The sequence below is a fragment of the Mesonia sp. K4-1 genome (assembly GCF_008017825.1).
Classification (GTDB): Bacteria; Bacteroidota; Bacteroidia; order Flavobacteriales; family Flavobacteriaceae; genus Mesonia.
On record NZ_VRLS01000052.1, the window covers coordinates 22,027 to 35,441 of the forward strand.

The 13,415-nt window shown below is 36.6% G+C and carries 10 protein-coding genes and 2 tRNA genes; 9 read left to right on the plus strand and 3 right to left on the minus strand.

What is annotated here, in order from left to right; translation table 11 throughout:
• Window positions 1–3: 3 nt before the first annotated feature.
• Together FT986_RS08245 and FT986_RS08250 are read right to left on the minus strand one after the other, a co-directional pair.
• Complete coding sequence (locus FT986_RS08245; protein WP_147864669.1) at window positions 4–3,234, minus strand: T9SS type A sorting domain-containing protein; 3,231 nt, start codon at window positions 3,232–3,234, stop codon at window positions 4–6.
• A 206-nt stretch (window positions 3,235–3,440) separates the two neighbouring features.
• Complete coding sequence (locus FT986_RS08250; protein ID WP_147864670.1) at window positions 3,441–4,583, minus strand: acyl-CoA dehydrogenase; 1,143 nt, start codon at window positions 4,581–4,583, stop codon at window positions 3,441–3,443.
• A gap of 86 nt (window positions 4,584–4,669) precedes the next feature.
• Between FT986_RS08250 and FT986_RS08255 the strand changes: the two genes are divergently transcribed.
• The 9 genes from FT986_RS08255 to FT986_RS08295 all read left to right on the plus strand — a co-directional run bounded on the left by FT986_RS08255 (window position 4,670) and on the right by FT986_RS08295 (window position 12,068).
• Window positions 4,670–5,743: an anhydro-N-acetylmuramic acid kinase gene (locus FT986_RS08255; RefSeq protein WP_147864671.1), complete on the plus strand. Its 1,074-nt coding sequence runs from the start codon at window positions 4,670–4,672 to the stop codon at window positions 5,741–5,743.
• Between the two features lie 71 nt (window positions 5,744–5,814).
• A complete protein-coding gene (locus tag FT986_RS08260; protein ID WP_111539422.1) occupies window positions 5,815–7,041 on the plus strand; it encodes a Glu/Leu/Phe/Val dehydrogenase dimerization domain-containing protein in 1,227 nt (408 codons plus the stop codon).
• 31 nt (window positions 7,042–7,072) lie between these two features.
• Window positions 7,073–8,542 (plus strand): sodium/proton antiporter NhaB, encoded by a 1,470-nt coding sequence (nhaB, locus tag FT986_RS08265; RefSeq protein ID WP_147864672.1) that lies wholly within the window; start codon window positions 7,073–7,075, stop codon window positions 8,540–8,542.
• 85 nt (window positions 8,543–8,627) lie between these two features.
• The gene (locus FT986_RS08270) at window positions 8,628–9,329 is read left to right on the plus strand and encodes a MotA/TolQ/ExbB proton channel family protein (protein ID WP_111539420.1); all 702 of its coding nucleotides are present in this window, start codon (window positions 8,628–8,630) and stop codon (window positions 9,327–9,329) included.
• Between the two features lies 1 nt (window position 9,330).
• On the plus strand, window positions 9,331–9,720 hold the full coding sequence (locus tag FT986_RS08275) for a biopolymer transporter ExbD (protein WP_111539419.1): 390 nt from the start codon (window positions 9,331–9,333) through the stop codon (window positions 9,718–9,720).
• A gap of 2 nt (window positions 9,721–9,722) precedes the next feature.
• Window positions 9,723–10,583: an energy transducer TonB gene (locus tag FT986_RS08280; protein ID WP_147864673.1), complete on the plus strand. Its 861-nt coding sequence runs from the start codon at window positions 9,723–9,725 to the stop codon at window positions 10,581–10,583.
• A gap of 7 nt (window positions 10,584–10,590) precedes the next feature.
• A complete protein-coding gene (locus tag FT986_RS08285) occupies window positions 10,591–11,808 on the plus strand; it encodes a folylpolyglutamate synthase/dihydrofolate synthase family protein (protein ID WP_147864674.1) in 1,218 nt (405 codons plus the stop codon).
• Between the two features lie 63 nt (window positions 11,809–11,871).
• Window positions 11,872–11,946: transfer RNA gene (locus FT986_RS08290), tRNA-Val, on the plus strand.
• A 47-nt stretch (window positions 11,947–11,993) separates the two neighbouring features.
• Window positions 11,994–12,068 (plus strand) — tRNA-Val (locus FT986_RS08295).
• A 37-nt stretch (window positions 12,069–12,105) separates the two neighbouring features.
• Here the strand turns inward: FT986_RS08295 and murF are convergent.
• The gene (murF, locus tag FT986_RS08300; RefSeq protein WP_147864675.1) at window positions 12,106–13,383 is read right to left on the minus strand and encodes a UDP-N-acetylmuramoyl-tripeptide--D-alanyl-D-alanine ligase; all 1,278 of its coding nucleotides are present in this window, start codon (window positions 13,381–13,383) and stop codon (window positions 12,106–12,108) included.
• Window positions 13,384–13,415 lie beyond the last annotated feature (32 nt).

Consider the following 13,415-nt stretch of genomic DNA (forward strand, 5'->3'; position numbering starts at 1 on the left):
TTTTTAAGGGTTAATAACTTTAGTAGTGTGTTGAACGCCATTCTCATTATTGGTAATCGTTAAATAGTAAATACCAGAAGGAAGAGCTAAATTACTAAGTGAAATTTTGCTTTTCCCTGTAGTGTTTACAGTTTTGCTTAGGACTTTTTGCCCCATTACATTTAACATATCCAAGTTAAGTTTGTTACTGCTGTAAGCTTGTGGTAATTCAATATGCAGTGTATTGTTTGATATTGGATTAGGGTAAATGTAAAAGTCTGCCGTTTGTTGAGCATCAGTATTTAAATTAGCTTCTCCAAATCTCAATGTAAATCTTGTACCTGATATACTTGCAGGAATAGAAGCATCTACTTGATAAGCAATAGCGTTGTTTCCTGTTCCTAGTAAAGTAGAAGTTTGAAGGTAGGCATCATCTAAATATAGCTTATGTTCAAAAGCTTCATTTAAATTAATACTTAACACGTAGTCATCATAACGGTATTGATTAATAAATAAAGGTAGTTCTTCATTTTCAGTAGGTAACTCTCTTTTTTCAATGGCTAGGTAGTTTTGATTGTCTAATCGTGCTATGTTTTCATCTAAATTACCCATTTTAGGAGTATCACTATAATTAACAGCGTTATCAAACTGAGGCGCGAAACTAATTCTTAAACCGTCTGATGGACTTTGTTGGTTAGTAAATGCTTCTTGAGTATAAAGATTGATCGCAATACTATTATAATTTAATGAAGCGGGTCTGAAAACATCGGTAGCAGTTGCTTCAACATTTTTATCACTTTCTCTAAATACCAATTGTGGAGCTACAGATTCATTACTTGTAATAAAGAATGCAGCTTGCATAGGTTGTAAGAAACGATTTGCTTCAGAAGTTCCTGATGCTCCTTGTAAAACAGAACTTGATAAATCATCTAAATCTATAGCGACAAAAGCACCTCTTCCTCCAGGTTGACCAACCGTTGGACTTCCTCCTAAGTTAGGGTCATAAATATAATAACTTCTAGTAGTGTTAAGTGTTAGTGGGTTGTTAAAGACTTTTCTCATATCTACAGCAGCGGCATAAGGATTTCCAAAGAAATTATAGGCTCCTTCACTAGCATTAAAATTGGTTAAGGTTACTGTGCCTGTTTGGATATCCCCCGTAGCTCTTATTTTTGTATCTTCTGGGGTAGCTGAGTTATTTAAAATATTAATACTTCTATCTCCTCTAACAAATAAACGATAAGGGTTACCTGCGTTTAAGGGTACCAAGGTGCTTGGGATAGCAGTCCAGCTAGCGTTAGTATTATCAAATGTGAATAAAGATGAATTTCCACTTGTGTTATAGTCAAAACCGTTCGTCCCGTCAGCAGTAGTATTTGGGTTAGGTCCAAGTCCGGTTATATGGGTTCCATATCCAGGGTTAGGGTTGTCTAGGTAGCCAGAGGCACCTTCTTGCCAATTGGCTCTTATTGAATTAGACGTGGTAACAGGTGAAGATACAAGTCTAAACGCTCTTCGTGCTGGGAAACATTGTTCGATGGTCATTTCACCAGATATAGAACCTTCAACACGATCAACTTGAGCAGCTCCTAACTGAGCGAAATCGCATACTAATGTAAGGTTGTCGTTTGTATTAAAATTCCCTTGTTTTATTTTTAATACTTCTGATATAGATAGTGTGGTATTAAGGGCAACTCCAGCCGAGTTTTCAATAGTTAGTTGAGCTAGATTTCCATTGAGAAGTCCGCTATCTATTGATTGTGCAGAACCTCCAGAAAAATATAAATTGGATCCTGGTGTGCTACCGTCTAGAAAACTATTTCCTCCAATTTGAGTTACTAATCCTTCGATAGCAAATAAAAATCCGTTAAGATTAATCGAAGCTCCTGGACTCATTGTTAAATTCTTAACTCCAGCATCTATATTTAAAATAGGGTAGTTAGGGATAGGGTCTGGTGCATTGTGTTGAGGAATAAATACATTAACATTAGCATTAGGTACGCCATTATCCCAGTTACTTGGATTGCTCCAGTCACTACTTATAGCTCCTGTCCAAGTGGTATCTCCACAAGAGGGTTTTTGAACAATATTGTCTGTAATGGCCGGTTCTAAACTAGAGCTTTCAAATATAATTTTGTGATCTCCTCCAATTTCAAATTCTAAATTATCAAAGATTACTTTTCCTGTTGCATCCGTTAATTTTTTGGTCGTCCCTAAAAGTTCACCAGGACCTGAATATATTGACGCAGTAATAGGGAAACCAGCTTGTGGAATAAAGGCTCCATTAAAATCTTGAACTTCTACTTGAAAATTAGAATTCATCGTTCCGTCACATTCAGAATCTGTAGGTTGAGCTAAGATAGCAAGCTTACTCGCTACACCGATAGATTGTTCATTGTAAGCAATAAATGCGGGGTCAGATGTTCCTCCTGCAGTATAAATAAGAGCGACTACTTGAGAAGAATTTGTAGTTGTAATACCAAATTGAGATAATTCAATCGGTAAAAAACGTAAATTTCTTTGGGTTTTTACATAACCACCTCCTCCAGAAGTACTGTTAAAGTTATAAAAATCTACTAACCAGCTTCCAACTATTGGGCTGGTAGAGCTGCTGCTCATATTGATACTAACTGGGTTTCCTACTGTGGCTCCCGAGCCATCAATAAATTTTAAATTATCATTGTTACTACCGCTAGGGTTAGCTATATTAGAAACCACGATGTCTGGAATACCGTCACTAATATCGGCTGAGGTAATTTTATTGCTACTTAAATCAAAGCGAACCTCTTGTCCAGTTGGTGTATTAGCGATACCTGTTCCTAAATCAAGCCCTTTATCTCCATCGGTTAGGAAGTAAGCTAGATCTGCGTCAGAAGTGATAGGGTTAAAAGGGTTGCTAGGGTCGTTGTCCATTGCGTTATCTAATCCGTCGTAAAGTTGACCTAATCCCACAAAATAAGATCCTCCAGTGGCACTAGAAGGTAATCCTGAAAGTGGAAGTCCTCTAAAATTATCTGCGGTAAATCCAGTTACACCGTTTGCAGTTAAAGCAGCATCATTTACCCCTGTTGAGTAAGTTGTTCCGTTAAACTTAAATCCTAATAAGAGATGTGAATTATCTGGTTTGGTATTGTTAATGCTCCCAGAATTGGATTCCCAGAAACCTTGGTAGTCCGTATAGATTCCTGTAATTTGACTGTAAGAATAGCTAGAGATAAATAAAATTAAACTCAGCGCAAAGTAAACTTTTTTCATTCAAATAAAATTGGTTAGAACTCTTTTTTAAGTAATTAGCGCTAAATGTATAAGTTCTTAAACCTTAAAAACTATCTTTTCAAGGTTTTTCGTTTAAAGGGTTAATTGATTAGTTGAACTGTAGAGAGGGTTGCATTTTTTTTAGAATACGTTAAAAAAAAACCCCATCGTGGTGATGAGGTTTTATATATAAAAAGTTGTAATTACTAGTCTTTTAAGAGACCTCTAGAAATTACAATTTTTTGAATTTCTGAAGTTCCTTCGTAGATCTGAGTAATTTTTGCATCTCGCATTAAGCGCTCTACATGGTATTCTTTTACATAACCATTACCACCGTGTACTTGTACGGCTTCCACAGTCGTGTCCATAGCAACTTGAGAAGCGTAAAGTTTGGCCATAGCGCCACTCATATCATAATTATTTCCTTGATCTTTGTCCCAAGCAGCTTTCATCACCAAGTGTCTTGCTGCGGAAATTTGGGTGTGCATATCAGCTAATTTAAAGGCGATAGCTTGATGGTTACAAATTTCTGTTCCAAAAGCTTTTCTAATTTTAGAATAATCTCTGGCTAATTCGTAAGCTCCACTTGCTATTCCTAAGGCTTGTGCGGCGATCCCAATTCTACCTCCTGAAAGGGTTTTCATAGCGAATTTAAAGCCAAAACCATCTTCTCCTATACGGTTCTCTTTTGGTACTTTAACATCGTTAAAGTTAAGGGTGTGGGTGTCGCTTCCGCGGATTCCTAATTTTTGTTCTTTAGGACCTACTTCAAAACCTTCCATTCCTTTTTCAACGATAAAGGCATTGATTCCTTTGTGCTTTTTCTCTCTATCGGTTTGGGCAATGACTAAATAATAATCTGCGCTATTACCATTGGTGATCCAGTTTTTTGTTCCGTTAAGGATATAGTGATCACCTTTATCTATCGCTGTAGTTCTTTGCGATGTAGCATCACTACCTGCCTCTGGTTCGCTTAAACAAAAAGCTCCAATAGATTCTCCTGTAGCTAACTTGGTAAGGTACTTTTTCTTTTGCTCTTCATTACCGTAAGTTTCAAGTCCCCAGCAAACCAATGAGTTGTTGACAGAAACTATAACAGAGCAAGAAGCATCTATTTTAGAAATTTCTTCCATGGCTAAGACATAAGAGACTGTGTCCATCCCGCCACCGCCATACTTTGGCGATACCATCATTCCTAAGAAACCTAACTCCCCCATCTTTTTTACTTGCTCGGTAGGGAACTCCTGTTTCTCATCTCTTTCAATTACTCCAGGAAGTAACTCATTTTTAGCAAAATCTCTTGCAGCATCTCTTATCATTAAATGCTCTTCTGTTAACTTAAAATCCATTGGATGTTGATTTAAATTTAATAAAACGTGGCAAATATACTTCTTCGAGTTTAAAAATTCAATCAAATACCTTTAATTTTACGGATATGGAAAACTTAACTTATCGGGTAGTAGGTGTCATGTCGGGTACCTCTTTAGACGGAATTGACCTAGCGCTTATAGATTTTGTAAAATCTAAAGAAGGCTGGGGTTTTAATATCATCTTGGCAGAAACCTTAGCTTACTCTAAGGAATGGAAAGATAGATTAGCTCAAGCCTCACGGTTGTCTAAAGAAGAAATAACTCATCTAGATGTTGCTTATACCGATGAGCTGGCTGCGGTTATTTCCTCATTTTTAAGCCGGCATAGCATTTTTGTAAGCAGTTTAGAAGCTGTTTGTTCTCATGGCCATACAGTCTTGCATCAACCTGAGGCGGGAATCACTATTCAAATAGGGAATTTACCCGTATTAGCTCAAAAAATAGGAATGCGAGTGGTGTGTGATTTTAGGGTAGAAGATGTAGCATTGGGCGGACAAGGAGCGCCGTTAGTTCCTATAGGAGATCAAATGCTCTTTACGGAATTTGATTATTGCTTAAACTTAGGTGGTTTTGCAAATATTTCATTGGAAGAAAATGGAAGTCGCTTAGCTTATGATATTTGTGCTGTAAATACAGTACTTAATGTGTTATCTCAAAAGATGGGTGTAGATTATGATGAAGATGGAAGAATAGCTGCTTCGGGAGAAATAGATCAAGACTTATTGAGAAAATTGAATGAACTCAGTTTTTATCAAAAATCACCGCCTAAATCGTTGGGAGTAGAGTGGGTGGTAAAAGATATAATGCCTTTGTTGGAAGAAACTCATATTCCTGCACCTCATAAAATAGCCACTTTCACCTATCATGTAGCTCAGCAAATAGCCAATAATTTAGCAAAGGACTCCTCTAAAAAAGTATTGGTTACTGGGGGAGGAGCATATAATAAAACACTTATTGAATTTTTAAAATCGATGAGTGTCGTAGAAGTGATCATCCCTTCTAAAGAAATTGTAGAGTTTAAAGAAGCTTTAATCTTTGGTTTTTTAGGAGTGCTAAAACTGGAAAAGGAAGTAAATGTCCTTAAATCGGTTACTGGAGCTTCAAAAAACCATTCATCAGGCAAGGTGTTTCTTCCTTAAATTTCTAAGCGTTAAAGTCTTCTTAACATTTTGGTTTGTTTATATTTGCGAAGCAAAAAATTAACCTACTTATGAAAGAACTACTTAAACTCTACGAAAATAAACAACCAGAAATAGTTTTTAACTGGAAAGACTCTGAAACTGAGGCAGAAGGTTGGACGGTAATTAATTCACTACGAGGCGGAGCAGCTGGAGGGGGAACCCGTATGCGTGAAGGTTTAGATATGAACGAAGTATTGTCATTAGCCAAAACCATGGAAGTGAAATTTACCGTATCTGGACCGACAATTGGTGGTGCAAAATCGGGAATCAATTTTAATCCGCATGATCCTAGAAAAAAAGGTGTTTTAGAAAGATGGTATAAAGCCGTTTCTCCTTTACTGAAGAGTTATTACGGAACGGGAGGAGATTTAAATGTAGATGAAATTCATGAAGTAATTCCTATCACAGAAAGCTGTGGAGTATGGCATCCTCAAGAAGGTGTTTTTTCAGGACATTTTCAACCTACTGAAGCCGACAAGATTAATAGAATCGGACAATTACGTCAGGGTGTAATCAAAGTATTAGAAAATACCGATTTCTCACCAGATGTATCAAGAAAATACACCGTTGCCGATATGATTACAGGATACGGAGTAGCGGAAGGTGTAAGACATTATTATGAGATCTACGGTGGTGAAGTAAAAGGAAAGCGTGCAGTGGTGCAAGGATTTGGAAATGTGGGATCTGCGGCAGCTTATTACTTAGCTCAAATGGGAGCAAAAGTAGTTGGGATTATCGATAGAGACGGCGGATTGATTAATGAAGAAGGTTTCTCTTTTGAAGAAATTAAGCAACTTTTCTTAAATAAAGATGGGAATACTCTAGTCTCAGATCAAATGATTCCGTTTACGGAAATCAATGAAAAAATTTGGAATTTAGATACAGAGATTTTTGCGCCTTGTGCAGCATCTCGATTAATTACCAAAGAGCAAATTTCATCTATGATAGAGAGTGGATTAGAAGTGATTTCTTGTGGTGCGAATGTGCCCTTTGCTGATAAGGAAATTTTCTTTGGGAATATTATGGAATACACTGATGAGCGTGTAAGTTTAATTCCAGACTTTATTTCTAACTGTGGTATGGCAAGAGTTTTTGCTTACTTTATGGAGAGAAAAGTGCAAATGACCGATGAGGCTATCTTTAATGATACTTCTATGACGATCAAAAATGCTATTCAAAATACATTCGATCATAATAGCGATAAAACGAATATTAGTAAAACAGCTTTTGAAATAGCTTTAAAACAATTGGTGTAAGCCTTGGGCTTATCGTTTCAATCTTATCGTCATGTTAAAAAATTTCTTGGGGAGTAGCCCTGTATGGTTTAAGTATACCATAGTTTTCTTTCTCATTTTTAATGTTTTTTCGCTTTACATTTTAGGGCCAACCCTTACTGCTTGGTTTTTTATAGCAGAGTTTATTTTTACACTCGCTATGGCTTTAAAATGTTACCCTCTGCAATCGGGTGGTTTATTAGCGATAGAAATATTGGTACTTAGGTTAACTTCCCCAGAAGCTGCAAAAGTAGAAGTGATTCAAAATTTTGAAGTCATCTTTTTACTGATGTTTATGGTGGCTGGGATCTATTTTATGAAGCCTTTACTCATGTATATTTTTAGTAAGGTATTTATAAAAGTGAAATCAAAAGTGATTTTGTCGCTCTTGTTTTTAACCTTATCTGCAGTTCTATCTGCATTTTTAGATGCTTTGACTGTCACGGCTGTTCTTATAAGTGTTGCGGTTGGATTTTATGGGATTTACCATAAAATCCAATCTGCCGACACCGACTATAATGCGAGCGGTATATTAGACCGTAAAGAGTTGAGTGGAGAAACCCTTGAAGAATTTAGGGCCTTTTTAAGAAGCCTTATTATGCATGGGGTAGTAGGTACTGCTTTAGGAGGAGTTTGTACATTAGTGGGAGAACCACAAAATTTATTGATTGGAGAAAAGATGGGCTGGGACTTTGTTGCCTTTTTTGTTCATATGGCACCTATTACTCTTCCTGTTCTAGTGGCTGGAATGTTCACCACTATATTTTTAGAAACTACAAAGACTTTTGGTTTTGGAAGAAAACTACCGCGGCCTGCAAGAACTATTATAGAAAATTATACCTTAGAAAAGGATAGGAATCGTACCCCTTCGCAAAAATACGGACTAATCATCCAAGCGATTTCAGCGGTGTTTCTCATTTTCGGACTTGCATTTCATATCGCACCTGTCGGTTTTATAGGTTTGGGACTTATCGTTATTCAAACCGCTTTTATGGGTATAGTTGAAGAACATAGCTTAGGAAAAGCCTTTGAAGAAGCCTTACCGTTTACAGGCTTAATTGTAGTCTTTTTTGTAATTGTAGCTATGATTCATGATCAACATTTATTTCACCCCATTATTAATTGGGCGTTATCATTAGAACCTGATCATCAGCCAGTAGTATTTTATGTAGCAAATGGTGTTTTATCGATGATAAGTGATAATGTGTTTGTGGCGACGGTATATATAGGAGAGGTAAAAAACGCTTTTGATGCAGGTCAAATTTCTGCAGATCAATTTCGTCGTTTAGCAATAGCGATCAATACCGGTACTAACTTGCCAAGTGTAGCTACACCCAATGGTCAGGCTGCATTTTTATTTTTGTTAACTAGCTCTTTAGCACCGCTTATTAATTTGAGCTACGGTAAAATGGTAAAAATGGCATTACCTTATACTATTGTGTTGAGTATTATTGGTTATTTAGGTGTGTTATTTTTTCTGTAAAAGAAAATTATAACTTAGCTTTAACTATTAATATAATTTATAATCCTTTTTTTCGTTACTAATTTAGATACTTAATAAAAAACTTATGTTGGCGATTACTTTACAAGAAACTGCAGAAGCTGCTGCTCAAAATGGAGAGACTGTCGTAGAGGAAAAGACACTTTCTTTTATGGATTTACTTTTTAGTGGAGGCTTAGGGGGTACGATTATTATTTCTATTCTTTTTGTTCTTTTTGTTGCTGCAATTTATATTTATTTCGAACGTCTTTTTGCGGTAAAAGCAGCATCAAAAACAGATGCTAATTTCATGCATCAAATTAAAGATAATGTGGCAACAGGCAATATTGAAGGTGCAAAAATACGTTGTGCTCAAGAAAATTCCCCTGTAGCTAGACTTACGGCTAAAGGAATATCACGTATTGGTAGTCCGTTAGAGGATATCAATACCGCTATAGAGAATGCAGGAAGGTTAGAAGTGTATAAATTAGAGAAAAACGTAAGTGTTTTGGCTACCATTGCTGGTGCTGCACCTATGATAGGATTCTTAGGAACTGTAATTGGTATGGTTTTAGCTTTCCACGAATTGGCTACCAGCAGCGGTCAAGCCGAAATGGGGTCGTTAGCAGAAGGGATTTATACCGCTATGACAACTACAGTTGCCGGACTAATTGTAGGAATCGTTGCTTATATTGGGTATAACCACTTAGTAGTGAAAACCGATAAAGTAGTGCATCAAATGGAAGCTACTGCAGTCGATTTTCTAGATTTACTAAACGAACCAGCATAATATGAACTTAAGAGGAAGAAACAAAGTGAGTCCTGAGTTTAGCATGTCTTCTATGACAGATATCGTTTTTCTCTTGCTTATCTTTTTTATGTTAACATCTCCGGTAATTACACCAGAGGCTTTAGATCTTATTCTTCCCAAAGCAAAAGGGAAGACAAGTAATGTGCAAAGTTTAGCGGTAAGCATTAATAAAGACTTAGAAATTTTTATTAATTCAGATCAGGTATCTAGTGATCAATTGGAGCTAGAGTTGCAAAAAAGATTATCGGGAGAAGAAGATCCTACCATTATTTTACGCGCAGAAGAAAGTGTGCCTATTCAGAATGCAGTAAGCGTGATGGATATTGCTAAAAGAAATAAATATAAAGTAGTTTTAGCTGTAAAGCCATAAATATGAGTTTACTAGAAACCAAATACGAGAAGAAGTCTGCTATCATTACTACGGTAATATCAGTGGGTCTTATTTTATTGTTATTGTTTTTTGGTTTCACTTATTTAGATCCGCCACCAGAAAATGGGATTGCGATCAATTTTGGAACGAGTAGTGTTGGTTCAGGTGATGTTCAACCTACAGAGCCTATAAAATCGGCACCCCAGCAAAATACAACACCACCTAACGAGCCTCAAGAAGAAATGAGTACTCCGTCAGAGGAAGAAGTGGCTACGCAAGATACCGAAGAAGCTCCTGTAATCGAAAAAGAAAAAGAGCCAAAAAAAGATAAATCTCAAAAGGAAAAGAAAGTTCAAGACCCAGTAAAAGAGGTAAAACCTCAAAAGGAAAAAGAACCAGAGAAAGCACCAGATCCTCAACCCGAAAAGTCAACTTCAGATGCTTTAAATAGTATTCTTAACGGTCCGGAAAAGGATGGAAAAGCCAATGGAGGTGAAGGGAATGATAATCAGGCTGGAGATAAAGGAGATCCCAATGGAGATCCTAATGCAAATTCATACTACGGACAAGGAAAAGGTCTGGACGGGGATGGAAATTACCGTCTAGGAGGTAGAAAACCTTTAAATAAAGAAAAATTTCAACAAGACTGCAATGAGTCTGGTGTAGTAGTAGTAAAAATAGAAGTGAACCAACAAGGAAAAGTGATTAACGCCGTTGCTGGTTCTCGGGGAACAACCAATACTGCACCCTGTCTTATGGAGCCTGCAAAACGTGCAGCTTTGGCGACTAAGTTTAATAGTGATGCCAACGCCCCTGTAAAGCAAACGGGTTATATCGAATACGAGTTTAAACTTTCTGAGTAACAATTTTATGACTTACCAAGAAACCTTAACTTGGATGTTTGGGCAGCTACCTATGTACCAACGCCAAGGAAAATCAGCCTTTAAAAAAGACCTTACTAATATTCTCGCTTTCGCGGAAGTTTTACAGCAACCCCAAAATAATTTTAAAAACATTCATGTAGGAGGGACCAATGGGAAAGGTTCTACAAGTCATATGCTCGCTTCAGTTTTACAAGAAGCAGGTTATAAGGTGGGTTTATATACTTCTCCGCATCTTAAAGATTTTACCGAACGAATTAAGATTAATGGCAAAGAGATTCGTAAAGAATTTGTTGTAGATTTTATAGCGACACACCGAGAGTTTTTAGAGCAACAACACCTTTCTTTTTTTGAAATGACTGTAGGGATGGCTTTTGATTATTTTAGTCAAGAAAATGTAGATATTGCTATTATAGAAGTAGGCCTTGGCGGCAGATTAGATAGTACTAATATTATAAACCCCGAACTTTCCATCATTACGAACATAGGAATGGATCATACCCAGTTTCTAGGAAATACAATTAGTCAAATTGCTACTGAAAAAGCTGGAATCATTAAAAAAGAGATTCCTGTAGTTATTGGAGAAACTTCAGCAGAATCAAAAGATGTTTTCATTCAAAAAGCAAACGAAGTGAAAGCACCAATCGTATTAGCTGAAGATGAAGAGAAAGTAAATCTAGAATCTGATTTAAGAGGAGATTATCAAGAAAATAATAAGCAAACCGTAGCTGTAGCAGTCCGTCAACTAAGAGATCAAGGTTGGAATTTATCTACCGAAAACCTTCAAGATGGGTTGGCTAATGTGGTTAAGAATACAGGATTAAGAGGTAGGTGGGAGTTATTGCAAGATCAACCTAAGGTCATTGCAGATACAGCACATAACAAGGAAGGTTTAGAAATAGTCCTGCGTCAGTTAAAAAAATTACAACCTAAAAAGCTTCACATGGTTTTAGGCTTTGTAAATGATAAAGATTTAGATCAACTTCTTCCTATGTTTCCAACAGACGCTATCTATTATTTTTGCCAGCCAAATGTGATAAGGAGAATGGATGTAAAAGTATTGGCAAGCAAAGCTGCGCTTTTTGGCCTAGAAGGAAAAATGTACACTTCTGTTACAGAGGCATTAAATGATGCTAAAGCAGATGCTGGTTCAGAAGAAGTTATTTATGTAGGAGGAAGTACATTTACAGTAGCAGAAATAATTTAAAAGTTTTATTTTTTTTCTTGTGATATCTCTAAAATGTATTATATTTGCACTCGCATTATATGCGGGCGCTTAGCTCAGTTGGTTCAGAGCACTTGGTTTACACCCAAGGGGTCGGGGGTTCGAATCCCTCAGCGCCCACTAAACCTGGAGTTTGCTTCAGGTTTTTTTAATCTACTATAATGCACGGGCGCGTAGCTCAGTTGGTTCAGAGCACTTGGTTTACACCCAAGGGGTCAGGGGTTCGAATCCCTTCGCGCCCACACAATAAAAAAGGCTTCCTAAATTAGGAAGCCTTTTTTATGTCCATAGCTCTAAGAGTCTTTCTAGTTGCATTCCACGGGATCCTTTTATGAGGATAGTATTGTTTTCTAGTGATTGTTTAGATAGGTATAATTTCATATCGCTAAATTCTTTAAAGGAAATAACTTTATCAGTGTGAGTTTTGTAGAAGTTTTTACCACAAACTATGGCTAAATGGAAATCTAGATTTTCTAAAAGATTTACAATATGTTGATGTTCTTCATCTGAAGTTTGGCCGACTTCAAACATATCGCCTAAAATAATCGTTTTTTGTTTTGAGGGTAGGTCATTCAAGTTTTCTATAGATAACGCCATACTAGTAGGATTGGCATTATACGCATCTAAAATGATAGTGTTATGGTCGGTTTCAATAACTTGTGATCTATTGTTGCTTGAAACGTAATTCTCTATCGCTTCTTTAATCGAGTTAAACTCTACCTTAAAATATAGTCCGATTGCTGTAGCTGCAGCCATATTAGCGCTATTGTATTTACCAGTGAGCTGAGAGCAGATAATTTTATTATCGTGCGAAATGGAAGCTGTATGGTTGTGAGAATGGTTGCTAATGGTGTAATTGGCTTCTTTCATTTCTCCAAAGCTAATGGTGTTTTGGTAGAAATTACATTTCTCTACTTGAATTTTATCTTCGGTATTAATGAATATTGTTCCTTCATTAGAAATTAGATAATTGTATAGTTCACTTTTCCCTTTAATTACACCTTCAATTCCTCCAAAACCTTCTAAATGAGCTTTCCCAAAATTAGTGATATAGCCAAAATTTGGTTTAGCAATTTTACATAAATCTCTTATTTCTCCTTGGTGATTTGCACCAATTTCTACAATTCCTATTTCTGTTTCTTTGGTCATCGAGAGTAGGGTGAGGGGTACGCCTATATGGTTATTTAGGTTTCCTTTAGTGGCAACTACCCGATATTTTTTTTGAAGAACTGCTGTGGTGAGTTCTTTTGTGGTTGTCTTTCCGTTACTACCTGTTATGGCAATAATTTTTAGTTTGAGGTAGTTACGATGATAATGTGCTAGAGCTTGTAATGCTTCAAGGCAATTATTTACCAAGATGGTATTTTCGCTTTCAAAATCTTTGTCATCTATAATTGCTTTAGTCGCACCTTTATCAAGAGCTTGTTTTGCAAATTTGTTTCCGTTGAATTGACTTCCGCTTAAAGCGAAAAATAAATTGTTCGTGTTTAGAGAGCGAGTATCAGTAGAAACTCCTGTGCTGTCTAGAAATAGTTGATGTAGTTTAGAAATATCCATAGAATGAAAGGTAAAAAAAAGCCCTTTCGTGA

Excerpts from the sequence above, each read along its gene's own strand:
- FT986_RS08245 (WP_147864669.1), bottom strand. The coding sequence starts at position 3,234 with ATGAAAAAAGTTTACTTTGCGCTGAGTTTAATTTTATTTATCTCTAGC.
- FT986_RS08250 (WP_147864670.1), bottom strand. The coding sequence starts at position 4,583 with ATGGATTTTAAGTTAACAGAAGAGCATTTAATGATAAGAGATGCTGCA.
- FT986_RS08255 (WP_147864671.1), top strand. The coding sequence starts at position 4,670 with ATGGAAAACTTAACTTATCGGGTAGTAGGTGTCATGTCGGGTACCTCT.
- nhaB (WP_147864672.1), top strand. The coding sequence starts at position 7,073 with ATGTTAAAAAATTTCTTGGGGAGTAGCCCTGTATGGTTTAAGTATACC.
- FT986_RS08285 (WP_147864674.1), top strand. The coding sequence starts at position 10,591 with ATGACTTACCAAGAAACCTTAACTTGGATGTTTGGGCAGCTACCTATG.
- FT986_RS08270 (WP_111539420.1), top strand. The coding sequence starts at position 8,628 with ATGTTGGCGATTACTTTACAAGAAACTGCAGAAGCTGCTGCTCAAAAT.
- FT986_RS08260 (WP_111539422.1), top strand. The coding sequence starts at position 5,815 with ATGAAAGAACTACTTAAACTCTACGAAAATAAACAACCAGAAATAGTT.
- FT986_RS08280 (WP_147864673.1), top strand. The coding sequence starts at position 9,723 with ATGAGTTTACTAGAAACCAAATACGAGAAGAAGTCTGCTATCATTACT.
- FT986_RS08275 (WP_111539419.1), top strand. The coding sequence starts at position 9,331 with ATGAACTTAAGAGGAAGAAACAAAGTGAGTCCTGAGTTTAGCATGTCT.
- murF (WP_147864675.1), bottom strand. The coding sequence starts at position 13,383 with ATGGATATTTCTAAACTACATCAACTATTTCTAGACAGCACAGGAGTT.